We start from the raw sequence: 24,800 nt of genomic DNA, 5'->3' as shown, positions 1-24,800 counted from the left end.
ATGACAGCGCCCCTCTCCCCTCCCCGCGGCCTGGTGCTGGTGGCCGATGACGATCCCGTGATGCGCCTGCTGATGCGGCAAATGCTCACGCAAGTGGGCCTGGACGTGATCGAGGCCGAAGACGGCGTGCAGGCACTGGCCAGCTACAAGCACAGCGGGCCCGACCTGGTCATGCTCGACGTCGACATGCCCGCCATGGACGGCTTTGCCGTGTGCCGCGAAATCCGCCACCAGGAAGTGGGCGGCACGGTGCCCATCATCATGGTCACGGGCGGCGACGAACTGGAAGCCGTCACGCGCGCCTACGAGGTGGGCGCCACGGATTTCATTTCCAAGCCCATCAACTGGCCCATCCTGGGACACCGCGTGCTGTACGTGCTGCGCGCCAGCGACGCCATCGCCCGCCTGCGCATCGCCGACGCGCACAACCGCGCCGTGCTGGCCGCCATCCCCGACACCTTCTTCCGCCTGAACCGCGAAGGCTTTTATCTCGACTATGAACAGGGGCATGACGCCAGCGCCGGCTTTTCCCTCAGCGACTGCGTGGGCAGCCATATCCGCGACGTGCTGCCGCCCGAAATCGCCGCGCGCCTGCTGGACAAGGCGCACGCCGTGCTGGCCACGCAGCATATCGGCTCCGTCGACTACACGCTCACGCACGAAGACAGCACGCGCCATTTCGAGGCGCGCCTGGTGGCGACGGGGGCCGACGAGGTGCTGGGCCTGGTGCGCGACATCAGCGAGCGCAAGCGCACGGAAGAGCAGATCCGCCGCCTCGCCTATTGCGACAGCCTGACGGGCATCCCCAACCGCCAGGCTTTCCTGGAAACGCTGGAACGCGAGCTGCTGCGCTCGAAGGAGCACGACAAGAAATTCGCCGTGCTGTTCATGGACCTCGACGCCTTCAAGCGCATCAACGACACCCTGGGCCACGACGTGGGCGACCATTTGCTCAAGGTGGTGTCCGAGCGCCTGCGCGAAACCATCCGCCCCAGCGACCTGGTGCTGCGCGCCGAGCACGAGTTCGGGCCCAGCTCCGGCGGCAGCAACCTGGCGCGCCTGGGCGGCGACGAATTCACGATTCTGATCCCCGACCTGGAGCGCGTGGAAGACGCGCTGAACGTGGCGCACCGCGTAAAAGAAGCCATGCGCCGGCCCTTCATGATCGAGGGGCACGAGATTTTCGTCACGGCCAGCATCGGCATCTCGCTGTATCCGGAAGATGGCGAGGACTGCAACTCGCTGCTCAAATACGCGGACACGGCCATGTACCACGCGAAGAACTGCGGCAAGAACAACGCCAAGCTGTACAGCTCCTCGCTGACGATGGAAATCATGAGCCACGTCAAGATGGAAGTGGGCTTGCGCAAAGCGTTACAGAACAACGAGCTGTACCTGCTGTACCAGCCGCAGATCGACGTGCCCAGCACGCAGATCGTCGGCGTGGAAGCGCTGGTCCGGTGGCGCCATCCCGAGCGGGGCATCATTTCGCCTACGGAATTCATCCCGCTGGCCGAGGAGACGGGGTTGATCGTGCCCATCGGCGAATGGGTGCTGCGCACGGCGTGCAACCAGGCCAAGGCGTGGCAAAACGATGGCGGGCGCGCCATCCGCATGGCCGTCAACCTGTCGGCCAAGCAATTCAAGGATGAAAACCTGATGCAGATCGTGCTGTCGGCCCTGGCCGACACGGGCCTCGACGCGCGGCTGCTGGAACTGGAATTGACGGAAGGGACGTTGATGGACGACGCGCGCGCCACCATGGTGACCCTGGAGCAATTGCGCGGCATCGGCGTCTACCTGTCGATCGACGACTTCGGCACGGGATACTCGTCGATGAATTATTTGAAACGCTTCGACGTGCGGGCCTTGAAAATCGACAAGAGTTTTATCGCCGGCTTGCCGCAGGATACGGAAAACGCGGCCATCACGCGCGCCATCATCGCCATGGCGCACGGCTTGAAGATGGTGGTGGTGGCCGAGGGCGTGGAGACGGACGAGCAGCTGGTGATGCTGGAAGAATACGGCTGCGACATGGCCCAGGGATACTTTTTAGGCCACCCGTCGCCGCACGACACGATCACGGCCATGCTGGCCAGGCAGACGGGCCAGCTGGCCAGCCTGGAAACTAGAGCACTTCGAAGGCAAGGATTTGCGTGACTTGCTGCGGATTAAAATTATCGTCAGAAATCATCACCAGGCTGCGGCGGCCGTTCGCCAGGCGCGGGCCCCAGCTGATGCCTTCGATATTGTCGACCCGGGACAGGCCGATCTTTTCCAGGTCCAGCAGCAGGCGCTTGCGCGCCGGCACATAGCTTGCGCCCGCCAGCGCGGGGATGGCCTGGATATCGGTGGCGCCCTGCGTGTCCATCGCATAGATGCGCACGTGGTTCGTGTACAGGCCGTCCGCGTTGGCCACGCCGGCCCGCTCCACCACGAGCACCTGATGGCCGTTCACGGCGAGGATTTCCGACACGCCATTGTCCGCTTCGCGCCCCGGCGCGGGCCGCGACGCCACCGGCTCTATCAGATACGCATACTGGCCCAGCACCTTGCCGGCGCGGTCCAGGCGCGTGATGCGCACCACGGAACCGCGATCTGGCGTGGCCAGCGGGCCATCCTGGTACAGGGCCGCTTCCATGCCCAGCCACAGGCTCTTGCCGTCCGACGAGAACGACAGCGCCTCGAAGCTCATGTTGTTGCGCGAACCGATTTCTTCCTTCGACACATTGAACATGGCGGGCGTGGGCAAGGTAGACAGATAATGCCCATCGCGGTCCGCGTGGCGCACGAACGGGTGCAAGCCCACCTTGCGGTTGCCTTCGCTGCCATACCACAGGCTGCCGTCCCGCGGATCGACGCGGATGGTTTCGATGTCGGGCACCTGCTCGCCCCGGTCCAGCTTTGCATGGGCCAGGTTCGGATAGCGGCTGCCGTCGGGCTGCGTGAAGAAATGCACGCTGTTGAAGGTCACGGCAGAGAATGCCGTGCTGTCGTAGCTGAGCGTGGCGCGGTAAAAGCGGGCCGGATTGATTTCCGAGCGGTCATCGCTTTCCATCACCCAGGTATTGCTGGCCGCATCGTAGTCGATGCCGGACAAGCCGCCCACCGTGGTGCCCTCGAACGCGTATTTGAGCGCAATGCGCTGCTCGCCGATCAGGCGCAGGCCGCCCACGGCATCCGCATCGGCGTAATGCGAGGCGGGCGGGATGTTGCAGGCGGAAAGCAGAATGGCGGCGGACGCCAGGGCAAGCGCGGTGCGCGCGCGGTGGAACAATGGAGGCATGATCGGTATCATTGAGTCGGCAGGAGCATGGCTTACACCACGCCATCGGTCTTGAGCCGCGCGATGGCGGCCGCATCATAGCCGAGCGATGCCAGCACTTCGTCGTTGTGCTGGCCCAGGGCCGGCCCCAGCCACTGTGTCTTGCCCGGCGTGGCCGACAGTTTCGGGCTGATGGCGGGCAATTTGACGGGCGTGCCGTCGGCGAAATGGTGCTGTTCGAACATGTTGCGGGCGAGAAACTGCGGATCGCTCATCATGTCGCGCACGGAGTAAATCTTTCCGGCGGGGACGTCTGCCGCCGTCAAGACGGCCAGCGCGCTGTCGATCGTGTGCGTGGCGCACCAGGCGCCGATGGCGTCGTCGATTTCCTGCGTGCGCGCCACCCGGCCGTCATTGCGCGCCAGCTGCGGGTCGCCCGCCATGTCAATGCGGCCCATGGCCAGCATCAAGCGCTTGAAGATGGCGTCGCCATTGCCGGCAATGACGATGTTTTCGCCGTCGCCCGTCGTATAGGTATTCGAGGGCACGATGCCGGGCAGCGAGCCGCCCGTGCGCTCGCGCACCACGCCCGCCTGGTCGTATTCGGGCACCAGGGACTCCATCAGGTTGAACACGGATTCATACAGGGCCACGTCGACCATCTGCCCTTGCCCGCCGTCCCGGCCGCCCGTCGCGTCGCGGTGGCGCAGGGCCATCATGGCGCCGATCACGCCGTGCAGGGCCGCCACCGAGTCGCCTATCGACACGCCGACGCGCACGGGCGGGCGGTCGGCAAAGCCGGACACATAGCGCAAGCCGCCCATCGACTCGCCGATGGCGCCGAAGCCGGGCAAGTCCTTCATCGGCCCCGTCTGGCCAAAGCCGGACAGGCGCACCATGATCAGCGACGGTTTTTCCTTTTTCAGCTGCTCATAGCCGAGGTCCCACTTTTCCAGCACGCCGGGGCGGTAGTTCTCGATGATGATGTCCGCTTCCAGGGCCAGCTGGCGCGCAATCGCCCGGCCCTCGGGCGTTTTCAGGTTCAAGGTCAGACTTTTCTTGTTGCGCGCCTGCACCGACCACCACAAGGAGGTGCCGTCCTTCAGCACGCGCCAGGTACGGATCGGGTCGCCGCCATCGGGCGACTCGATCTTGATCACGTCGGCGCCGAATTCGGCCAGCATGCGGGCGCAGAACGGCCCCGCGATCAGGGTGCCCAGTTCCAGGACTTTGATGCCCGTCAAAGGACCAGCCGACGTTTTTTCTTGCATGATTTAGGTTGCCCTGCGGTCGAGCATCGCGCGGGCAATCGTGCCCGCGTCGACGTATTCCAGTTCGCCGCCCACGGGCACGCCGCGGGCCAGGCGGCTCACGCGCAAGCCCCGCGCCTTCAGCATTTCGCTGATGTAATGGGCCGTCGCTTCGCCTTCATTCGTGAAATTGGTGGCCAGCACCACTTCATTGACCACGCCATCGTTGGCGCGGTTCAGCAATTTTTCGAGGTGGATATCTTTCGGGCCGATGCCGTCCAGCGGAGAGAGCCGTCCCATGAGGACGAAATACAGGCCCTTGTAGGTGAGCGTCTGCTCGATCATCAGCTGGTCGGCGGGTGTTTCCACCACGCACAGCAAGCGCTTGTCGCGCTCTTCGTCGAGACAGGTCTCGCACACTTCATGTTCGGTAAAGGTATTGCACAGGCCGCAGTGATGCACGGCATCGACGGCCTGGAACAGGGCGCGCGACAGCATGGCCGCGCCTTCCCTATCGTGCTGCAACAAATGAAACGCCATCCGCTGCGCCGACTTGGGGCCGACGCCGGGCAGGCGCCGCAGCGCCTCGGTCAAGAATTCAAGCGACTTTGACATGGATCAACCCTGCCCAGTGCCACAGATCGAGCGCATGCGGTGTTGCATCAGAATGGCATTTTGAAGCCGGCTGGCAAGTTCATGCCGCCGGTCAAGCCTGCCATTTTTTCCGCGGATGTCGCTTCCGCCTTGCGCACGGCGTCGTTGAAGGCAGCGGCCACCAGGTCTTCCAGCATGTCCTTGTCGTCGGCCAGCAGCGACGGGTCGATGGAGACGCGCTTGACGTCGTTCTTGCACGTCATGACGATTTTCACCAGGCCGGCGCCGGACTGGCCTTCCACTTCCACCAGCGCCAGTTGTTCCTGGGCCTTTTTCATGTTGTCTTGCATTGCTTGCGCCTGCTTCATCAGGCCAGCCAGTTGATTTTTCATCATAAGAATGCTCCGTTAATTCAGTTTGTGAGTGTGTTAATCATCAATGCAGGGTCGGCGCGGCGGAGCCGGCCGGTGCAGGGGTAATCGTTCCCGGCACGACAAAGGCGTCGAATACACGCTTCATGTCGAGCACGAAGGGATCGCTGGCGATGGTTTCTTCCGCGGCAAGCTGGCACGCCTCGCGGTGGGCCTGCGCTTCCGCGCTGGCCGTGTACCAGACGGCGCCCAGTTCCGTGTCGACATTCACCTTGCGGCCGAAACGCTCGCTCAGCACGGCCGCCAGTTTTTCCACGTTGGCCGGACTGCGCCACGTATCGATCGGCACGCGCAGGCGGAACGTGGTGCTGTGGCCGTCGTGCAGGCATTCGATCAGCTCGGCTTGCACGGCCAGCTGCTGGGCTATGCCGCGCAGGGGCAGCACGGCGGCGACGGCCGGCCAGTTGCCGTCCCAGTCCAGGCCCGGCACGGGCGTAATCACGTACGGCCCGCTGGGCGCGGCTTGCTTGGCGGCACGTTGCGGCATGACGACGGCCGGCTGCTCGCTGCTCTGCGCGGCGGGCGCCGACACGGCGGCCGAGGCGCTGTCGTCGGAAAATTCGGTGACCCAGGGCGGCAAGTCGTCGTCGGCGGGCGCCTGCTGTGGCGGCGCCTGGCGCGCCGGCTGCACCGGTGCCGGCGCTTCCATGACGGCCACGGGTGGCGCATCGTCCCACGGCGCCGGCGCTTGCGCGGCGGCCGGCGGCGGTGCAGCCTGGACGGGCGCTGCCGGAGCGGGCGCGGCCTGGGCGGGCGCGGCAACAGCGGCAGCCGGTGCCGGTGCCGGTGCGGCCGGCTTGGGCGCCGACGATGGCGCCGACGGCGCGCTGCCCGGACGGCCTTTCGAGGCGGCGCGGGCCGCTTCCAGCGCCGCATTGATGGCGGCGCGCGCGGAACTGATCGGCGCGCCCGAGGCTGCCGGGGCAGCCGCAGGCGGCGGCGCTGCCGGTGCCGGGGCTGGGACAGGTGCCGGTGCTGGTGCAGCCGCGCGTGGCGGCGGCGCTTCGCTGCGGGCCATGCTGGCGGCAGCGGCGGCCACCACGGCGGGCGGCGTCACGGCGGCATGGCTGGCCACGCTGTTCGTGGCGGCGCGGGCGGCCGGTGCGGAAGCGCCAGCGGCGGCGCGCGCGGCGGCGACGGCGGCGGGACGGTTGCCAGGGGCAGCCGCCGGTGCCGCAGCCGGCACGCCTTCGGCGCCGCCTATGCCGGGCCGAAAGGCCAGCATGCGCAGCAAGGTCATGGTAAAGCCCGCGTACTCGTCGGGCGCCAGGCCCAGTTCATTGCGGCCATGCACGGCGATCTGGTAAAACAGCTGCACTTCTTCCGCGTCGAACGCGGCGGCCAGACGCACGATGTCCGCGTATTCGGGCAAATCCTGCGGCAAGGCGGCCGGCACGGTTTGCGCCAGCGCAATACGGTGCAGCAAGGTGCCCAGATCCTGCAGGGCGCCGTTATACGACAGGCTGCGCGAGGCCATTTCGTCGGCCACGGCCAGCAAGTCCGCGCCATCCTGCTGCGCCAGCGCGTCGAGCAGGCGCACGAGGTACGACTGGTCGAGCGCGCCCAGCATGCCTTGCACGGCGTCGAGCGTGACTTCGCCGGCCGCGTAGGCGATGGCCTGGTCCGTCAGCGACAGCGCGTCGCGCATGGAACCATGGGCGCCCTGGGCCAGCAGGCGCAAGGCCGGCTGTTCGAAGGCGATGCCTTCCTGTCCCAGGATATTGTCCAGGTGGCTGATGATGTGGCCGGGCGGCATCTGCTTGAGGTTGAACTGCAGGCAGCGCGACAGCACGGTCACGGGAATCTTTTGCGGGTCCGTCGTGGCCAGGATGAACTTGACGTGCTCGGGCGGCTCTTCCAGGGTTTTCAGCATGGAATTGAACGCGTGGTTCGTCAGCATGTGCACCTCGTCGATCATATAGACCTTGAAGCGCGCATTGCTGGGCGCGTAGACGGCCTGCTCCAGCAGCTGCGCCATTTCATCGACGCCGCGGTTCGATGCCGCATCCATCTCTATATAGTCGACAAAGCGTCCCGCATCGATCGCCGTGCACGCTTCGCAGACGCCGCAAGGCTGGGCCGTGATGCCGCCCGTACCATCGGGGCCGATGCAATTGAGCGACTTGGCCAGGATGCGCGACAGGGTCGTCTTGCCGACGCCGCGCGTGCCCGTGAACAGGTAGGCGTGATGCAATCGGCCGCTGTGCAAGGCATGCGTGAGCGCGCGCACGACGTGCTCCTGGCCGACGAGCGTCTCGAAATTCTTGGGGCGGTATTTACGGGCGAGGACTTGATAGGACATGCTGAGATTTTACCATGCGATTTTGCGGGTGATCCTGCGCGGCGGGCGCAAGCCTCATGGCCGGGCCAGGCAAACCTGGCAAACGCGGCAAAGCAGCAATTGTATAACATGGCCAGCTGGAAATATGGAAAACACGGCAAGCCCGGCAATGCTGCGGCGTCGCAGGAAAACGGGGCCGTAAAAGCAAAAAAGCTGCCCATGGCAGCTTGATTGTTGATCCAGATTAAAACATTCCCGAAGGAGGCGAGCCTGATCTGCGGCACTCATGGTTAATAGCCGTGGCTGCTTCGTTCCCGACCTGACCAGGTTAGCCATGCCACGATGCGCAGGGGCCCGCCGGGGACAATTATAACCGGTCTGCGCAAGATTGGGGAAGTCACGCAAAAACCAGAGTACCCCAACGGCGAAATCTGGGGTCGTACCCTCAGGGTACGACCCCGGCATCTGCTCTTGGGTTGGCCTTACAAACCCAGCTCCTGCCAGATCCCATCCACCTTGGCCTTCACTTCCGGCGTCATGGCAATCGTCGTGCCCCACTCGCGCGTCGTTTCGCCCGGCCATTTATTCGTCGCGTCGATGCCCATCTTGCTGCCCAGGCCGCTGACGGGCGAGGCGAAGTCCAGATAATCGATGGGCGTGTTGTCGACCAGGGTCGTGTCGCGGATGGGGTCGACCCGCGTCGTGATGGCCCAGATCACCTCTTTCCAGTCGCGGATATTCACGTCTTCGTCGACCACCACGATGAACTTGGTATACATGAACTGGCGCAAAAAGCTCCACACGCCGAACATCACGCGCTTGGCGTGGCCCGCGTACTGTTTCTTGATCTGCACCACGGCCATGCGGTAGCTGCAGCCTTCGGGCGGCAGATAGAAGTCAGTGATTTCGCTGAACTGCTTTTGCAGCAGGGGCACGAACACTTCATTCAGGGCCAGGCCCAGCACGGCCGGCTCGTCCGGCGGTTTGCCCGTGTACGTGGAGTGGTAGATCGGGTCGCGGCGCATGGTGATGCGGTCGATGGTGAACACGGGGAAACTGTCCTGCTCATTATAGTAGCCCGTGTGGTCGCCATACGGCCCTTCCAGCGCGTGCTCGTAGCCGCTCGGATGGTTTTCATCGGGGTAGATATGGCCTTCGAGCACGATTTCGGCGGAAGCGGGCACGCGCAGCTCGCTGCCGATGGCTTTCACCAGCTCCGTGCGGCTGCCGCGCAGCAAGCCGGCGAACTGGTATTCGGACAAGCTGTCCGGCACCGGCGTGACGGCCCCTAATATAGTAGCGGGATCGGCGCCCAGCGCGACGGCGATCGGATACGGCTTGCCCTTGCTTTGAATGGCATGCTCGCGGAAGTCCAGCGCCCCGCCCCGGTGCGCCAGCCAGCGCATGATGACTTTATTACGCCCCAGCACTTGCTGGCGGTAAATGCCGAGGTTTTGCCGCTTCTTGTTCGGCCCCTTGGTGATCACCAGGCCCCAGGTGATCAGGGGAGCGACGTCGCCGGGCCAGCAATGCTGGATGGGCAAGCGCGCCAGGTCGACGTCATTACCCTCCCAGACGATTTCCTGGCATTTGGCGCCGCGCAACTCTTTCGGCGACATGTCCCACACGGATTTCACCAGGGAACCCAGGCCCAGCAGATCCTTGAAATCCTTCGGCGGTTCCGGCTCCTTCAGGCGCGCCAGCACATGGCCGATCTTGCGCAACTCGCTGACGTCTTCCGCGCCCATGCCCAGCGCCACGCGGCGCGTGGTACCGAACAGATTGCCCAGCACCGGCATGTCGTATCCCGTCGGATTATTGAACAGCAAGGCCGGTCCGCCCGCGCGCAAGGTGCGGTCGCAGACTTCCGTCATCTCCAAAATCGGTGAAATGGGGGTCGAAATGGGCTTAAGTTCACCCATTTGTTGCAGTTGAGAAATAAAATCTCGCAAATCTGAATATTTCATGTGTTTTTAATTTTTTTTTTTGACGTCGGACGCCGTTGCTGAAGGATCTATGCCAAGTAATTGATTTTATTGGCTTTTGGCACAATGCAAGACAAAAAGTAAGACATAAAAGTAATAAAGAATCGATTCGTTAGTATTGACTTGATATAAAACGGCTTCTACAATTCGCCCAACTTGAAAGAGCACGCCGGCCCAGAGCTTGATTTTAGCGTTTCTCTTTCATTCACGGAGTCGGGGCTCCACATGACATTTTAAGGAGTGTTTTCAAAAGGCGTCTGCCTTACCCCCGGTAAAAGTTGTATTGCGACTGATCCAATACCAAAAACGGGACCGATCAGCTCAAGCAAGCAATGACGGCGTTTCTCGCACGCATCCATACGCGGCGGAAACGATGATATTTCTGATGCACGGCATTGGCAGTACCCACAACACCGCGACACCGCGGAGGGGCTGCCTGTTGACGCGACATTTCGGGGAACTCTATGACTCATCGTAGCACTGAAGCAGCCTTGCCTGCTTCAACCGTGGCTGGGCAGCCAGCGTTGGCGCGTTTGCGCGCCCGCGCACAAGCCATTTCGGCGCGTGGCGTTTTGACCACGGCACAACACACACTGACAGTCTTCGGCATTTCCGCCCTGGCACTGATCGCCCTGCTGATGTTCCGCCCGGACCTGGGCAAGCAACTGACGCACAGCCTGTTCCCGCTGCCAATGGCAGAGGCGCAAGCCGTCGAAGCGCCGGCCCTGTCGGCACTGATGGAAGCGCCTGCTTCCGTGCAAACGGCCGCCGCCAGCGACGCACCGCTGACCAAGGAAGAAAAAGCCTTGCTGGGCACGCAAAAGCAGCAGCAATGGGTCACCAACTGGCTCTCCAAGCGCTACCGCGTGGCCAACGACGCCACCAATATGCTCGTCTCGACGGCTTACCTGACGGCCCGTGAAATCAAGCTGGACCCGCTGCTGATCCTGGCCGTGATGGCCATCGAATCGGGCTTGAACCCGTTCGCGGAAAGCCCCGTCGGCGCGCAAGGCTTGATGCAAGTCATGTCGAAAGTGCACCATGAGCGCTTCCAGGAAATGGGCGGCGTGCAAGCAGCGCTGAATCCCGTCGCCAACATCCGCGTCGGCTCCCTGATCCTGAAAGACTACGTCACGCGCGGCGGTTCCGTCGAAGCGGGCTTGAAAACCTATGTGGGCGCCGCCAACTTCGCCACCGACTCGGGCTACGGCTCGCGCGTGCTGGCCGAATACCGCCGCCTGAAGCAAGTGTCGGCCGGCCAGCGCGTGCCGACCACGACGCCGGTGATGGCATCGAACACGCCAGCGCCAGCCAAGGCGCCTGCAGCGGAAAGCGGCATCACCATCAAAGTGCTGCCGCACAACGAGATCGCCGGCCTGTGACCCTTTAAAAGCCCTCACAGGGGCATCCAAAAAGCAGCACCCAAAGAAAAAGCCACCGCACGCAAGTGCCGGTGGCTTTTTTGTTACCCTGCGGCAGCAGCCGCAGGAACTACGCTATATATTACTTGCGCTTGTTGGCGCCCACTTCTTCCTCGCGGAATTTCACTGCCAGCTTGTCGAGCACGCCGTTCACATACTTGTGGCCGTCGATACCGCCAAACGACTTGGCCAGCTCGACCGCTTCGTTGATGACGACGCGGTACGGGATTTCCATGTTGTTCTTCAGCTCGAACGCGCCGATCAGCAGGATGCCGTTTTCGATGGGCGACAATTCCGCGATATTGCGATCAATCAAAGGTGCCATGCTGTCGCGCAGCGCCAGCGAATCCTTGATGGCGCCGTACAGCAGCACCGTAAAATGATCGCCATCGGCCTTGTCGAAGCCGTGGGCCGCGCGAATATTGTTCACGACGGTAGTCGCGTCTTCATTGTTCAGCAGCCACTGGTACAAGCCCTGCAGCGCAAACTCGCGCGCGCGGTGACGCGGCGTGCGGTTTTTGCTGGGGTTGGCGAGCAAATTTTTCTCAGTCATGATTGTTACCTGTTCTTAAGTACGTGTTCACTACAAATTCCGGCGAGACACTGCGGCGCGCTTTTAGGCAGCGCAGCCGCAATTCAAGCGTGCGTGAGAAGGATGTCAGGGCAAGGCGCGAGGCCGAAGACAGTACGAAAGTACGGCGAGGCCTTGCAACGCAGCCATGGCATTCTTATCACACGCGCTTAGTCTTCGTCGGTGTCTTGCAACTCTTCCAGCGCTTGCGCCAGATTAGCCATTTCCACTGCCACGCGTGCCGCTTCCGCTCCCTTGACCAGCATGCGCACTTCCGCCTGCTCGTCGTTTTCCGTCGTCAACACTGCGTTGGCGATGGGGATGCCGTAATCGAGACCGACGCGCGTGATGCCCGCGCCCGATTCGTTCGATACCAGCTCGAAGTGGTAGGTTTCACCGCGAATCACGGCGCCCAGTGCGATCAGGGCGTCGAATTGCTCGGTTTCTGCCATTTTTTGCAGAATCAGCGGGATTTCCAGGGCGCCCGGCACGGTCACGTGCAGGATATCTTCATCGGCCACGCCCAGCTTGCTCAACTCTTCCAGGCATGCCGACAGCAAGCCACCACCGACGATTTCATTGAATCGTGCCTGGACGATACCGACGCGCAAACCTTCGCCGGCAAAATTGGTTTCGTATGCTCCTACGGTCATCATATGCCTCTTTAATCTGGTGGTTCAGGGCGACATGCACATGTCGCCATCGTTTACTCTTACATCGACGTCTGGCCTGGATGGCACTGAAAACCGGTGACTTCCAGGTCAAAACCGACCATCGACGGCATCTTGCGGGGGCTGGCCAGCAATTGCATCTTGCTCACGCCCAGGTCGCGCAGGATTTGCGCGCCGATGCCATAGCTGCGCAAGTCCATGCTGGCGGCGCGGCCTTTCGGCTTGGCTTGCGGCGTATCGAGCGCGGCGAACTGGGCAAACAGCTCGCCCGACGTCTCGCCGCAGTTCAGCAAGACCATCACGCCCCGCTCGGACTGCTTGATGGCGGCCATCGAGGCGGCCACCGTCCACGAGTGGGTGGTCGCTTCACTTTCCAGCACGTCCAGCAGGGAAACGGGCTGGTGCACGCGCACCAGCGCTTCCAGGCCGGGTGCCAAATCGCCATGCACGAGGGCCAGGTGGGCCGACGCGCTGGGCTTGTCGCGGAAGGCGATCAAACGGAATTCGCCATGCGCCGTGTGCAGGGTGCGCTCGGCAACGCGCTCGACCAGGGATTCCGTCTGGCTGCGGTAATGGATCAGGTCGGCAATCGTGCCGATTTTCAGGCCATGTTGCTCGGCAAACACCAGCAAGTCCGGCAGGCGCGCCATGGTGCCGTCATCCTTCATGATTTCGCAAATCACGGACGCGGGCGTCAAGCCGGCCATGGCCGTCAGGTCGCAACCGGCTTCCGTATGGCCTGCGCGCATCAGCACGCCGCCCTTTTGCGCTTTCAGCGGGAAGATATGGCCAGGCTGGACGATATCGCTGGGCTGCGTGCCCTTGGCAACCGCTACCTGGATGGTCTTGGCGCGGTCGGCGGCGGAAATGCCCGTCGTCACGCCTTCGGCCGCTTCGATGGACACGGTGAAGTTGGTGCCATAGGCCGTGCCGTTGCGCGACGTCATCATCGACAGGTTCAGCTCGTCGCAACGCTCTTCCGTCAGGGTCAGGCAGACCAGGCCACGCGCATGCGTGATCATGAAATTGATGGCTTCAGGCGTCACGAAATCGGCGGCAAGCACCAGATCGCCTTCATTTTCCCGGTCTTCTTCATCGACCAGTATCACCATGCGGCCGGCGCGTAATTCAGCGACGATCTCTTCGGTGCTGGATATAGACATCTTTGATCCTCTTAGTAAGGCTAAAAACTGAAACATCGCGTGCGAACATTCCGCGAATTTCCGGGAATTTTCTTATAACCTGCTATTTTAAAGGATTTAGCGCTTGCAGACCTGAAATAAGACAGCTTTGCGGCATGGGCGCCGCAGCCTGCCCCGCAAAGCGCCGATTCCCCGATCCGGCGCACACGGCGGCGGCAAGACGCGCGCCGCCAGCCTTGCAAAGAGCATAAGATCAGCCAGTCACCGCCACGGCGCTGACACTCCACTCGCAGCGACACCCCACACAGGAGCGGCAACATGAAAACCCATGGATCGGCCATCTGGTCAGGCGGCATCAAGGACGGCAAGGGCGCCATCAGCACGCGCAGCGGCGCCTTGCAGGAATACCCGTACGGCTTTGCCAGCCGCTTCGAAGGCAAACCCGGCACCAATCCCGAAGAATTGATCGGCGCAGCCCACGCGGGCTGCTTCACCATGGCCCTGTCGCTGATCCTCGGCGAAGCAGGCCTGACGGCGGAAAAGATGGAAACGACGGCCGAAGTCACGCTCGATAAAGTGGACGACGGCTTTGCCATCACGGCCGTCCACCTGATCCTGAAAGCGAAGATACCGGGCGCCGACCAGGCGAAGTTCGAAGAATTGACGGGCAAGGCCAAGGCCGGCTGCCCCGTGTCGAAGTTGCTTAAAGCCAACATTACCCTGAATGCTACCCTGCTGCCCTAGATTTTATCCACGGGCTTGACGGGTTCCACGGGGGCCACCGGCGCCACCAGCGGCAAGCGCGAGTCGCTGGCCGGCAATGGCCGGTGCATCAAGCCGGGATTCAGGGCTGCATTGTTCAGGTTATACGCGGCGATGGCCGCCGCCACGGACGGGTCTTGCGACGAGGGTGGCGGCACGGCCATGCCCGCGGCTTGCGCAGCCAGCTGCTGCGCCTGCGTATTTTCCTGCGCCAGCGGGGCTTGCGCCGTCGCCAGGCCCGCATCGGCTTGCCCCTGCCCCGCGCGCACCTGCGCCTGGGCCGCCCGCGCGGCGTCCTCCTGCTGCGCCAGCTGCTCGGCATTCATGCGCTCGCTGTCGATGCGCAGGGCATCCACGCGCTGGCTGTCTGCCCGCTGCGCCTGCAAATCCAGGTTCAGCTCTTCCGCTTCCAGTTGCTGCTGCAATTCCAGTTGTCGCTGTGCAATCGCGGCCGTCTGCGGCGGCGCCTCGTCGACGGCCTGCGGCTGCGCGGCCTGCAGCGCTGCGCCCGTCAAATCCGCTTCGACATTGGCCGCCAGCGGCGCGCCCTGCTGCCGGGCCAGCACGGCGCCCACCTGCGCCAGCACGTCCGTTCCCTGTTGCAAGGCGTCCAGGGTGGCATGGCTGTCGGCCGCATACGCGGCCTGCAACGTGGTCGCATCGACATCTTCATTGCGCAAATCGATGCCGATGCGGGCCAGCTGTGCTTGCGTGAGCAGGCTGCCGTCCTGCGCCAGCGCAGCCGCCGCATCCGTCGTGCCATCGCCCGACAGTAAATCGTAGCGCTGCGCCAGGCTGCCCGGCGTGTCGCCGACCGTCGCCAGCTGGCTGGCGTCGATGCCGCTCGTCTGCAGCTGGGCAAACGATTCCGTCAGCTGCCGCGCCAGCGCCAGCAAGTCCTCATTGACATTCACGGGAGTATTTGCCGCCCTGGCCTCCTCCGTGACACCCTGCAAGGCCAGCAATTGCCGGCGCGACAAGGCCACGCCGGACAGGAACTGGCCCAGCGGAGAGAGGTCGACCTGGGTCGATGACTGAATGGCAAGGGCTGCAGCCGCGCTGGAAGGCGGCACGGGCGTCGCCGGCGCCAGCGGCGCTAGCGTTGCCGCGCCCACGCGGGGCGTGGCCGGGATGGTATTGGGCACGGTTGCGCGCGAAATCGGGTCCATGACTGGCCTCCACTGCGGAAAGCTTCATAGTATGCGCGTCTGAAAGAAAAGCAACACACGCTTGCCAAGGCGGCAGGTGTGTTGCCTTACGCTGTAGCGTTAAGCGGCAGCCTTGTCCAGCGACAACATCCGCTCGACATAGCGGGCGATCAAATCGATTTCCAGGTTGACCTTGCCATCGACCGTCAAATGTTTCAGGGTCGTCATGGCGATGGTGTGGGGAATCAAATTGATCGAGAAGCGGCAGCCGTTGACGGCGCCCGCGCCCAGGTCTTCCACACGGTTGACGGTCAGCGATACGCCATTGACGACGACGGAACCCTTGAAGGCCAGGTATTTCGCCAGTTCGTGCGGCGCTTCGATGACCAGTTCCCACGATTCGCCCACGGCTTCGAACTTGCGCACGATGCCCAGGCCGTCGACGTGGCCGGACACCAGGTGGCCGCCCAGGCGCTCGGCCAGGGTCAGGGCTTTTTCCAGGTTCACTTCCGTCGTCGTATCGAGGCCCACGGTGCAATTGAGGCTTTCGCGCGAGACATCGACGGCAAAGCCCGTGTCCGACTTTTCCACCACCGTCATGCAGGCGCCATTGATGGCGATCGAATCGCCCAGGGCCACGTCGGCCAGCGGCAAGCCGCCCGCGTGGATGGTCAGGCGCACGCCTGCGTCGAGGCCGCCTTCGAGTGCTTGCACGGTTTCAATCTTGCCAATGGCGGCAACAATTCCTGTAAACATGGAGCTAACCCTATAAAAATGTAAAAATGTTAATTTCGTTGCGCGAATCTTGCAAGGATACGCAAATCTTCGCCCACTTGCTGAACCTGGTGAAATTGCAAGGTGCGCTGCTGTTTGATATCCGTCAATGCGGGCAAGGCAAACATGCCTTGCGCGTCGCCCAGCAAGGTGGGTGCCAGGTAGACCAGCAGCTCGTCGACGCAGCCTTCGCGGATCAGCGAGCCTTCAGCCTGGTGCCGGCCTCGACGTGGACTTCATTAATTTGCCGGCGTCCCAGTTCCAGCATCAGCGCGGCCAGGTCGACCTTGCCGGCCGCGTTCGGCAACAGGATGACTTCCGCGCCGAGCGCCTGCAGTTGCGCCTGTTTCTCCGGGTTGGCCACGGCCGCCACGATCCACGTGCCGCCGCCCTGCAAGATGCGCGCGTCGAGGCTGATGTCGAGCCGGCTGTCGACGACGATGCGGCGCGGCTGGCGCGGCGTCTCGACGGCGCGCACGTTCAGTTGCGGGTCGTCCGCCTTGACCGTGCCGATGCCCGTCAGGATGGCGCAGGCGCGCGCGCGCGCACGCATGGCCGTCGGCGCGCGCCTGCGGCCCCGTGATCCACTGGCTTTGTCCGTTGTGCAAGGCCGTCATGCCGTCCAGGCTGGCCGCCGTTTTCATGCGCACCCACGGCTTGCCGCGCTGCATGCGCGAAAAGAAGCCGATATTCATTTCATATGCCTCATCCGCCAGCACGCCCGTAGTGACGGCAATGCCAGCCGCTTCCAGCTTGGCCAGTCCCTGCCCCGCCACCAGCGGATTCGGATCCGTCATGGCGGCCACGACGCGTCCCAGCCCCGCGCGCACGAGCGCATCGGAACAGGGCGGCGTGCGGCCATGGTGGTTGCACGGTTCCAAAGTGACATACGCGGTGGCGCCACGCACGTCGTTGCCGCGCGCCGCCGCATTCGCCAGCGCTTGCACTTCGGCATGATCCTGCCCGGCCGCCTGCGTCACGCCGGCGCCGATCACCTGGCCATCGCGGACGATCACGCAGCCGATGCGGGGATTGGGCGAGGTCGTGTATAAACCGCGCGCCGCCCATTCCAGCGCCAGGCGCATGCCATCGATATCGTTGAGTATTTCCACGGGCTTCTTTGCTTGAAGGTGAGTCATTGGTCAATCGTGTCAGGAACTGTCGGCCACGCCGCTGCAATTGACCGCTTGCTGCTGCGGGTCGCACACGCGCACCCTGCCCAGCATATTGATTTTAATATGGCGCACCTGCTTTCCCAAAGTCAGGGACAAGGTGCCCCAGCGCGCCGCCAGGCTATTGGTCGCGCTGCAACTGCGTCCTGCAGCATTGTAGGCGATATAAAACGGCACCGTGGCCGAGGAAAACACGAACTGGACCGTGATGCCCGCCGGCAGCGGGTCCTGGCGGAACAGCAATTCGTCGCCACCGTCGAACGCCAGGTTGGCATTGCTGTCAATAAACACCAGCCAACCCGCGCTCCAGTCCGTGCCACCGGACCCTGCCGGCATCAGCAGCACGCGCCGGCCCCGCGCCATCGCCTGCGCCCGCGTCAATTCGATGGCCGAAAACAAGTCCCTGGCCGCCGCGCGCACCTGCTGGCGCGCCAGCACATGCTGCAAGCTGGGCAAGGCCGCGGCCGCCAGCAGCGCGGCAATCGCCAGCACGGCCAGCAATTCGAGCATGGTATGCCCCGCCCGACATGGCTGCTGCGCGAACGGGCAAACCAGGGCCGGCCGCAGGAAGGCGAAAGGCGGCATGAAAGTGAAGCCCCCCTGCCTCGTGCGCGCGTCAGCGTAACCATGGTCTAGGGCCAGCAATGGCTGGCGGGACCGCTGCTGCCGCGCTGGCCCGTGCTGTTCAAGGACAGCACGCCGCAATCGGCATCCTGGAACTGCGCATCGACCTTGGACGTGCCCGGCATGGCCCGCAACAGCACGCATTGCCCGATTGCCAGGCCGGGACAGGCCAGCGCCTCGATTTCATACGCGCTGCCGGCCGCGCCTCCGTCGCCGGACCACCATGGAAATGCTTGCGCCTGCGGTGCCGGCGAGGCGGAGGAAAAGGCCAGATAATGATTGTTTTGCGAATAATAGCGTTCTTGCTGCTGCATCAGCCGCAGCAGGGCCGCCTGCCCCTGCACCCGCTTGGCCCGCACGACATGGCCGTGATAAGCGGGCACGGCCAGCGCCAGCAGCAGGCTCGTGATTGCCAGCGCGGCCAGCAGTTCGATCAGGCTGAAGCCCGGCTGATTGGCAGCAGGAACGCCACCGTTTGCGGCGAACCAGTTCTGCCTTGCCAACGTCCCCATGCTATTTCCCCCTTTCCAACAAGCGCCAGCCGATACGATGCGCAGGCCGGCACGCTTGTCACTTGCGACACGCAGCCATGCCCACGCCTATTTTTTCTTGGCCGCCTCATGCAATTCGCGCCAGTTCGCCACTTCGCGCCAGCTGAGGCGCCGGGCCGGCAGCGGCGCGCTGACGACCTTGAGCACTGCCCCGCTGGCCGCACCTGGCAAGCCCGGCTGCAGCACGGCCAGTTCCTTGCGCCCGTCGGCCCGCCCTGCCGCCGTCGCGGCGCCCACCGTGCTGCTCAATTCCAGCGCCAGCGGCGGCGCGCGCGCCAGACCATCGAACAAGCGCCCCGTCTGCTCGCCCGCCTGCACGACACCGGCGCCATCGGCGGCAAAGCCGCTCAGCACATCGAGCACGTACAGGCGCGTGGCCGGCCTGGCGCAAGCGTCGCGCCCCGGCAGGACGGTATTGAACAGTACCTTGCCGGCGGCCAATACGGGGCTGCTGATGCCGCGTTCGCCCGTCTGCGCCGTACTGAGAAAATCGAGGTACCAACCGCGCATGGCGTCGCTGCCCGTATAGCGCAGCTCGGCGCCGTCGACGCGCACGCCGCCCGCCGCCTCGCCCAGGCTGCGCTGCTCCAGGTCGGCCCGGCTGCGCGTGGGAGATGTTTCCCGTACATCGTCGTGCACGGCGTAAAACGACTGCGACAGAAAGGCGGAAGGCCAGGTATCGCCCGCCTCGGCCAGCTTGCCCGTGCCGAACAACAGCAGATAGCCGCCACCGGGCGCGTACGCCACGTTCAGATGCTGCGTCACGGGCTGGCGCCGGCCCTGCGCATCGCGCGCAACAAAGACGAGCTTGCGCCCCTGGCCATCCTTCCACGGCGGCCCGCCAGCCAGGTCGAGGCGCCAGATATTGCCCTGCAAATCGCCCGCATACATATACGCGAGCGCGCCGTCGCCGCCCGGCACCACGGCGGGCGGGCCCAGCGCCTGGGGCATGGAATCCGTGCCCGCATCAGCGTCATGGCCGCCATCGCCACCACCGCTGCCGCCGGCCACGGGCACCTTGAGGCGGAAGTAATTACTTCCCAACATCCAGGGCGTGCCGGGCGCCTTGTCCAGCGCCAGCAGGAAGATGGCGGCGGCCGATGCGGGCGCCGTCGTGTCCTTGCCGTCGTTTACATAATTGTTGTAGCCGCTGGCAACGATGGCGAAATCGCGGTAGGCCGGCGCCCCCTCCTTGGCGCCCATATTGATGCGGGCAAAGGCGGGCGGCGCGCGCACATTGCCCATCAGCCTGTCGTCGCGGTCCGTAAATTCCCACAGCGCACCGTCTTGCGCGAAGCGCGCCGGGTCCGTGATGTCGAGCGCAAACACGCCTTGCGCCCCGCCGCCCATGCCCGACACCAGCACCGTCTTCCAGTGCCCCGCCACCAGCACTTCCGCCGTGGCCGCCGCGCCATCGAGCAGCGGGCCGGGGCTGTAGTGAGTACTCGCAGCGGCTGCCGCAACGTGCAGCAGCGCCTGCGGCAGATAGGCAAACAATTCGCTGCCCGTGCGCGCATCGAAGGCGTGCAGCAAGCCGTCGTTGGCGCCTACATACAGCATTTTCCGGCGCTGCAGCAGCGCCTGGCGGTGCAAGCCATATCCCGCCCCCGGCATGCCCAGCCCCGGCGCGCCCACGTACACGAGATTGCCGTATGGCGCCGCGCCCAGGCTGCCAGACCTGCGCCGCAGGAAGCCGCCCGGCTGGCCCGCCTCGTGCGCGCGCTGGCCCAGCAGATATGCCAGCCTCGCCTCGCCCCGGCCGTCGCCGCCATCGAACGCGCCGCGCTGTTCCGCGTCGAGCCGCGTCCAGGCCAGCGGCATCAGGGCGCCCTTGGCGTCGAGCGTGTAGACGGGACGCAAGGCCGCTGGCGTTCCCTCCGGCGCCATCTTGTCCAACCCGCCCGCGCGCCACCTTGGCTTGCCGGGAAGCAGTGCGCCATCGGCGCCCACGGCAAACGCGGTGCGCGACAAGGTCATGCTGCCATCGGCCAGGCGCAGTTGCGTCTGGAACCAGTACGCCTCTTCCGTGCCGCTGGCCAGCGCCATCAGGGCCGGCCCTGCCAGCGCCGCCGGCAAGCTGCCCTTGTCGGCGGCCGCAAAGGCTGCGCGCAGTCCCGCGATCAGGGCGGCCGGATCGCTGCCGGGCAGGTAATGGGCGGGCCAGCGGCCATCGAGGCTCCATTCATCGAACGCGCTGCCCGTTGCGCCCTTGAATGGGTTGGCGTCGCCATTGGCATCGAGAAAGCCGCCATATTTGGCCGCCAACAATAAAGGCGTAGCAGCGGGCGTAGCGGCCGGGTCGCCCTGGCGCAAGTCGCCCGCATAGTGCTCGACCTTGGCAAGGCCGTCGTTCTTGCCGCCAGGACGCAGGGCCTGCATATGCGACCAGTAGGCCAGGCCCGCCGCATGGTAGCTGGCGCCGCCCGTCCCGTCGGCCAGCAATTCCAGCGCCGCCAGTTCGGGCCGTGGCGCGGGATTGCCCTGCGCGCCGCCGCTTTCCAGGCTGCCCACCGCATGCGTCCAGGCCATTGCATCGAACGGCGGTGGCGCAAAACCATCCGGCGCGCGGGCGCGGTCGCCGCTTGACACGGGAGTCACAGGAACATTGCCGGGCACGTAGCGGTCGAGCGCCATACCCGCATCGCCGAGGCTGACGACAATATGGCGCTGGCAACTGGCCGTTTGCGGGTCGCTCCATGGGGTCACGACCGGCAAGCCGCCATCGATGGCAGGCGGAGCCGTGGCAGGAGGCACTACGGCGCTCGCTTGCCGCCCCTGCAGGTAGCGCAGCGATTCGTACAGCAATTCGGCCAGCGGCGCCGCGCCCGCATACGCGCCCGGATGCCCGGCATTGCCGCGGCCCAGGCCATTGATGTAAGCGGTCACCCCGCCGCCAGGTCCCGCAGCTTCAGACATATAGACGCCAGTGGCGGGATTCCACTCGGCGCCGGCATTGTCTTGCGGCAAAAAATCGGGCGCCGTCCAGCGCAGCCTGCCCACGTGGGCCAGCGGCGCGCGCAGCACGCCGCCATACACGGGGCCGGCGCTGGCGGACACGCCGTTCAAGTGGCCAAACACGCCCACGCGCACCCTGCCGCCATGGCGCTGCACGGCGCCCACCGGCTTGTAGTTCTTGCCATACGCGAGGCACAAGTCGTCGCGCAGCGGCCCTTCATCGGCATCGCAGACGCGCACGCGCGCGAGGAACATGCCGTGCGTGACAGCAAAGCCGGGCGCGTCGCAACTGCCGCCCGGGGGCGCGCTGGCGTCGCCGAACAGCAGGCGGTTGCGGCAGGAAACGATGGCCAGTTGCGCCAGCGCAAACGGCGTCGCCGCCGACACGCCGGTCTGCAAGACTTTGCGCGGGAAAAAGACAGGGTGGGCATAGAAGTCGATGGGGCTGCCGGCATCGGGCAGCCAGGCACGCTGCAGCACCGTCTTGCGCACCTCGTCGATGACGCGGTCGCCGCCCGTCAGCGCGTAGCGGACGATGTCGAGCATGCTGGCGCTGGCCCAGTTCAGAAAGTTGCCGCTAAAACTATCGCCGCCGCAACCGTGCAGCGCATCGGCAGGCTTCAGCACGGAGAAGTAAGCGGTCGCTACGCGCAGGTCCGGCAGCATGACGCCATCCTTGCTGCGGTACGGATAGCTGTAGCACATGCGCGCATGAAAGTAACCGAGGTACTCGCGCTGCGGCGCATAATCGCCGCCGTGCGCGGCAGCGGTCGCCGCATGCGTGAGGGACAGGTTGAGCAGCAGGTTCGGCGGCACTCTGGCGCCGTGCAAGCCCGCGTCGGCCCGTGCCAGCGTCACGGGAGGTGCGGCCGCAAGGGCGGCGCCGCAAGCCAGGCAAAACAGGCCGATCAGCAGCAGCCAGGCGGCCCTTAAAGCGGATGAGCAAATCCTCATGGTCCCGCTCCCGCCGCCTGCTTGCGGTAATAACTTTGCAGCACGACTTGCGTGCTGTCCTGCGCGCCAAAACCGATGGCCGTGATGCGGTACACATAGCTTTCCGTGGCCAGGCAGCCAGCCACTGCCGCCGCCTGCGCGCCGGGCGGGTGGAACGGCAGCAGTTCGATCAGGTAGCGGGGCAGGCGCGACGGCAGGAAACCCTGCCCCGTCTGCATGACGGCGCCCGTAAACTGGCCATATGAAACCGCGCGGCTGCTCCCTTCGGCACCATCGAGGTCCGTACTCAGCCAGAGCGCCGGCGCATCTGGCGCTGCGGGCAGGCACAGGCCCAGCGCGCCACCCTCGCCGCAGCCGTCCGCGAACCCGGCCGCGCTGCCTGGCGCGAACAGGCTGCTACGGCCCGGTGCGCCGGGCAAGCCTTCGATATCGTTCTGCGCATCCACCAATGCCTCCTCCGCCGCCTGAAACGCGATCTGCCGGTCGCGCTCGCCGCGTGCCGCCTTTTCGCCCTGCAAGGCCATCTGCGCCGCCGATATGCCCAGCAGCAAGATAATCACCAGCAGGCCCAGCACATACACAAGGGTGGCGCCACCGTGGCGCGCACGAGGTGAACAACAAGGCAAGCAGGGAGGCAAGCAACAGGTAACGCCCGCGCCAGCCATCGCGCCGTCCGCCTACGCCGGCCCGTTGCGCAGCATGATGCTCGTCTGCACCAGTTGCCGCAGCCGGGAACGCGTCGCGGCAGGCAAGGACGCGCGCGCGATGCGCACGCCCGTGTCATCGGCGCCGTGCGCCTCGGCATACGCCTTGCCGAACAGGTCGAACTGCGCCGGCCCCAGTTCCGCCATCTTGTCCGCCTGGCCCGCCTCGCCATGCAGCAACAGCGCCACGCGCACGCAGGCCACGCGCTTCCAGTGCGTGCGCCGCCGCAAATCGCGCTGGCGCGCGGCCGCATCCGCACCCGCCAGCACCAGCGCCGCATCGTAGGCGTCGAGCGCGCTGGCGTTGACATAGCGGTTCGCCACGCCGTCCGGCGGCGCATCCGTGTCGAGGCCATACAGCACCTGGAAACCATCGACGCCGCGGATGACGGCGTCCGCGCCCCAGCCGTTCGCGCCACGGTATTTGCAGCGCAGTTCGCCTTCGCCATCGGCGCCCTGCGCTACATAGAAAATGCTCCAGCCCCGCTGCGCCTCCGTTTGGGCGGCACCCACGCCGAAGCCGGCGCAATTGAGCACGGAACCATCGCCGCCCTCGTCCTTGCCAGCGCCGTAATAGCGCAGGGCCAGCACGTCGCTGCCATGCAGGGCACCGGGCAAGGCGCCGCTGATGCCTTCGCTGTTCTTGCCCAGGCTGCGCGCGTCGAGCCCGGCAACATTCGCGCTGTCGTGATCGGCATGGGCGACGGGCGCGGCGCTGCTATCCCAATTCACATACGCCGTCTGGCGCACGGCGCGGGCGATGGTGTCGAGCGCATAGCGGCCATTGTCGTCCAGGCGCGCACTGGCGGACTGGTCGCCATAACTGCCGCTGGTGGCCAGCAGCACGCTACTGGCGGCCAGCATCAGCAGCGCACCCAGCGACAGGGCCACCAGCAGCTCGACCAGGCTCATGCCGCAATGCCGGCGAATGGCGTGCGTGCCGTTCATGCGCCGCCTCCGCCAAGCTGGAATGCAAGCCTGGGCAGCGGCTCGCCGGCCGCATCCACGGCGGGCTGGCCATCGGACAGGCGGGTGCGCCAGCCCAGCTTGATGACGATGGGCGCGCCCTTGCCGCCGCTGCACGCCCAGTGCAAGCCCTGGGCGGCGGCGTCCCATGCGGCAAGGTCGCGGCAGATGCGCAGGCGCGCGCCGGGCAAGGCCGATTGCAGCACCTGCTTCCATTCGGCGATATCGAATTGCGCCAGTTCGACCGCGCCGCAGGCGGCAGCGCCGAAACAGTCGGGCGCACCGCCGCCCGCGTCGGCGCCGTCCGCCGCCGCGTATTCCACCTTCAGATAGGGATTGCCCGTATCGGGGCCATTCATGAGCACGCTATTCGCGCGCATGCGTTCGGCCATGCCGGCGGCCAGTTGCGCGCCCGCCGACAACAGCGCCGATTCATGGCGCGCGCGCAGGGAGTTCAATTGCAAGATGCTGGCACCGAGCAAGCCCAGCGTCAACAGCAGCAGCGACACCAGCACCTCGACGAGGCTGCTGCCATCCGCCAGAAACTTATCGCGACCGCCATTGCGCATGCCTTGCTCC

At 65.0% G+C, this 24,800-nt stretch carries 21 protein-coding genes, 1 other RNA gene and 1 pseudogene; 4 read left to right on the top strand and 19 right to left on the bottom strand.

Going from position 1 to position 24,800, the window contains the following annotated elements; translation table 11 throughout:
• The gene (locus tag ACQVLG_RS16125; protein WP_474290133.1) at positions 1 to 2,160 is read left to right on the top strand and encodes a putative bifunctional diguanylate cyclase/phosphodiesterase; all 2,160 of its coding nucleotides are present in this window, start codon (positions 1 to 3) and stop codon (positions 2,158 to 2,160) included.
• On the opposite strand, the gene ACQVLG_RS16120 is transcribed toward ACQVLG_RS16125, so the two are convergent.
• From ACQVLG_RS16120 to dnaX, 5 genes are read right to left on the bottom strand one after another with little or no spacing between them, the layout of a single operon-like run.
• On the bottom strand, positions 2,129 to 3,286 hold the full coding sequence (locus tag ACQVLG_RS16120) for an esterase-like activity of phytase family protein (RefSeq protein ID WP_474290131.1): 1,158 nt from the start codon (positions 3,284 to 3,286) through the stop codon (positions 2,129 to 2,131). The genes ACQVLG_RS16125 and ACQVLG_RS16120 overlap by 32 nt on opposite strands.
• A 32-nt stretch (positions 3,287 to 3,318) precedes the next feature.
• Positions 3,319 to 4,536, bottom strand: a complete 1,218-nt coding sequence (locus ACQVLG_RS16115; protein ID WP_474290129.1) for a CaiB/BaiF CoA transferase family protein — start codon at positions 4,534 to 4,536, stop codon at positions 3,319 to 3,321.
• A gap of 3 nt (positions 4,537 to 4,539) precedes the next feature.
• On the bottom strand, positions 4,540 to 5,130 hold the full coding sequence (recR, locus tag ACQVLG_RS16110; protein ID WP_076570564.1) for a recombination mediator RecR: 591 nt from the start codon (positions 5,128 to 5,130) through the stop codon (positions 4,540 to 4,542).
• A 47-nt stretch (positions 5,131 to 5,177) separates the two neighbouring features.
• Positions 5,178 to 5,504 carry a YbaB/EbfC family nucleoid-associated protein gene (locus ACQVLG_RS16105; RefSeq protein WP_034759121.1) on the bottom strand — a complete coding sequence of 109 codons (327 nt, stop codon included), beginning with the start codon at positions 5,502 to 5,504 and terminating at the stop codon, positions 5,178 to 5,180.
• Between the two features lie 40 nt (positions 5,505 to 5,544).
• Positions 5,545 to 7,842 carry a DNA polymerase III subunit gamma/tau gene (dnaX, locus tag ACQVLG_RS16100; protein WP_474290127.1) on the bottom strand — a complete coding sequence of 766 codons (2,298 nt, stop codon included), beginning with the start codon at positions 7,840 to 7,842 and terminating at the stop codon, positions 5,545 to 5,547.
• Between dnaX and ACQVLG_RS16095 the strand changes: the two genes are divergently transcribed.
• Positions 7,774 to 8,052 carry a hypothetical protein gene (locus ACQVLG_RS16095; RefSeq protein WP_474295880.1) on the top strand — a complete coding sequence of 93 codons (279 nt, stop codon included), beginning with the start codon at positions 7,774 to 7,776 and terminating at the stop codon, positions 8,050 to 8,052. The two genes, dnaX and ACQVLG_RS16095, sit on opposite strands and share 69 nt — an antisense overlap.
• 29 nt (positions 8,053 to 8,081) lie before the next feature.
• Here ACQVLG_RS16095 and ffs read toward each other — a convergent pair.
• Positions 8,082 to 8,180, bottom strand: an RNA gene (gene ffs / locus ACQVLG_RS16090) — signal recognition particle sRNA small type.
• Positions 8,181 to 8,303: 123 nt separating this feature from the next.
• The gene (gene ubiD, locus ACQVLG_RS16085) at positions 8,304 to 9,788 is read right to left on the bottom strand and encodes a 4-hydroxy-3-polyprenylbenzoate decarboxylase (RefSeq protein ID WP_071650179.1); all 1,485 of its coding nucleotides are present in this window, start codon (positions 9,786 to 9,788) and stop codon (positions 8,304 to 8,306) included.
• A 482-nt stretch (positions 9,789 to 10,270) separates the two neighbouring features.
• Here ubiD and ACQVLG_RS16080 point away from each other — a divergent pair, with 482 nt between their 5' ends.
• Complete coding sequence (locus ACQVLG_RS16080; RefSeq protein ID WP_172404761.1) at positions 10,271 to 11,188, top strand: lytic transglycosylase domain-containing protein; 918 nt, start codon at positions 10,271 to 10,273, stop codon at positions 11,186 to 11,188.
• Between the two features lie 121 nt (positions 11,189 to 11,309).
• On the opposite strand, the gene nusB is transcribed toward ACQVLG_RS16080, so the two are convergent.
• From nusB to ribBA, 3 genes are all read right to left on the bottom strand, one after another.
• The gene (nusB, locus tag ACQVLG_RS16075; RefSeq protein ID WP_474290125.1) at positions 11,310 to 11,780 is read right to left on the bottom strand and encodes a transcription antitermination factor NusB; all 471 of its coding nucleotides are present in this window, start codon (positions 11,778 to 11,780) and stop codon (positions 11,310 to 11,312) included.
• A 188-nt stretch (positions 11,781 to 11,968) separates the two neighbouring features.
• Positions 11,969 to 12,451, bottom strand: coding sequence for a 6,7-dimethyl-8-ribityllumazine synthase (ribH, locus tag ACQVLG_RS16070; protein WP_034759563.1), 483 nt, complete (start codon positions 12,449 to 12,451; stop codon positions 11,969 to 11,971).
• A gap of 59 nt (positions 12,452 to 12,510) precedes the next feature.
• Positions 12,511 to 13,632, bottom strand: coding sequence for a bifunctional 3,4-dihydroxy-2-butanone-4-phosphate synthase/GTP cyclohydrolase II (gene ribBA, locus ACQVLG_RS16065; protein ID WP_474290124.1), 1,122 nt, complete (start codon positions 13,630 to 13,632; stop codon positions 12,511 to 12,513).
• 297 nt (positions 13,633 to 13,929) lie between these two features.
• Here ribBA and ACQVLG_RS16060 point away from each other — a divergent pair, with 297 nt between their 5' ends.
• On the top strand, positions 13,930 to 14,355 hold the full coding sequence (locus ACQVLG_RS16060) for an OsmC family protein (RefSeq protein ID WP_474290123.1): 426 nt from the start codon (positions 13,930 to 13,932) through the stop codon (positions 14,353 to 14,355).
• Here the strand turns inward: ACQVLG_RS16060 and ACQVLG_RS16055 are convergent.
• The 9 genes and pseudogenes from ACQVLG_RS16055 to pilV all read right to left on the bottom strand — a co-directional run bounded on the left by ACQVLG_RS16055 (position 14,352) and on the right by pilV (position 24,790).
• A complete protein-coding gene (locus ACQVLG_RS16055) occupies positions 14,352 to 15,542 on the bottom strand; it encodes a hypothetical protein (RefSeq protein ID WP_474290122.1) in 1,191 nt (396 codons plus the stop codon). The genes ACQVLG_RS16060 and ACQVLG_RS16055 overlap by 4 nt on opposite strands.
• A 99-nt stretch (positions 15,543 to 15,641) precedes the next feature.
• The gene (locus ACQVLG_RS16050) at positions 15,642 to 16,277 is read right to left on the bottom strand and encodes a riboflavin synthase (RefSeq protein ID WP_070219574.1); all 636 of its coding nucleotides are present in this window, start codon (positions 16,275 to 16,277) and stop codon (positions 15,642 to 15,644) included.
• Positions 16,278 to 16,306: 29 nt separating this feature from the next.
• Positions 16,307 to 17,380 (bottom strand): annotated as a pseudogene (gene ribD, locus ACQVLG_RS16045) (bifunctional diaminohydroxyphosphoribosylaminopyrimidine deaminase/5-amino-6-(5-phosphoribosylamino)uracil reductase RibD).
• Positions 17,381 to 17,446: 66 nt separating this feature from the next.
• Positions 17,447 to 18,052: a GspH/FimT family protein gene (locus tag ACQVLG_RS16040; protein ID WP_474290121.1), complete on the bottom strand. Its 606-nt coding sequence runs from the start codon at positions 18,050 to 18,052 to the stop codon at positions 17,447 to 17,449.
• A gap of 47 nt (positions 18,053 to 18,099) precedes the next feature.
• Complete coding sequence (locus ACQVLG_RS16035; protein WP_474290120.1) at positions 18,100 to 18,603, bottom strand: type IV pilin protein; 504 nt, start codon at positions 18,601 to 18,603, stop codon at positions 18,100 to 18,102.
• A gap of 87 nt (positions 18,604 to 18,690) precedes the next feature.
• Positions 18,691 to 22,551, bottom strand: coding sequence for a pilus assembly protein (locus ACQVLG_RS16030; protein ID WP_474290118.1), 3,861 nt, complete (start codon positions 22,549 to 22,551; stop codon positions 18,691 to 18,693).
• Positions 22,548 to 23,216 (bottom strand): pilus assembly PilX family protein, encoded by a 669-nt coding sequence (locus ACQVLG_RS16025; RefSeq protein ID WP_474290117.1) that lies wholly within the window; start codon positions 23,214 to 23,216, stop codon positions 22,548 to 22,550. The genes ACQVLG_RS16030 and ACQVLG_RS16025 overlap by 4 nt, the downstream gene beginning before the upstream one ends.
• A 12-nt stretch (positions 23,217 to 23,228) precedes the next feature.
• Positions 23,229 to 24,203 carry a PilW family protein gene (locus tag ACQVLG_RS16020; RefSeq protein ID WP_474290116.1) on the bottom strand — a complete coding sequence of 325 codons (975 nt, stop codon included), beginning with the start codon at positions 24,201 to 24,203 and terminating at the stop codon, positions 23,229 to 23,231.
• Positions 24,200 to 24,790 carry a type IV pilus modification protein PilV gene (gene pilV / locus ACQVLG_RS16015; protein WP_474290115.1) on the bottom strand — a complete coding sequence of 197 codons (591 nt, stop codon included), beginning with the start codon at positions 24,788 to 24,790 and terminating at the stop codon, positions 24,200 to 24,202. Before pilV ends, ACQVLG_RS16020 begins: the two co-directional genes overlap by 4 nt.
• Positions 24,791 to 24,800: the final 10 nt, after the last annotated feature.

Source organism: Janthinobacterium sp. TPC_1 (genome assembly GCF_056037845.1).
The sequence above is the reverse complement of the archived record's forward strand: the minus strand, read 5'-3'. Positions and strand labels throughout refer to the sequence as shown.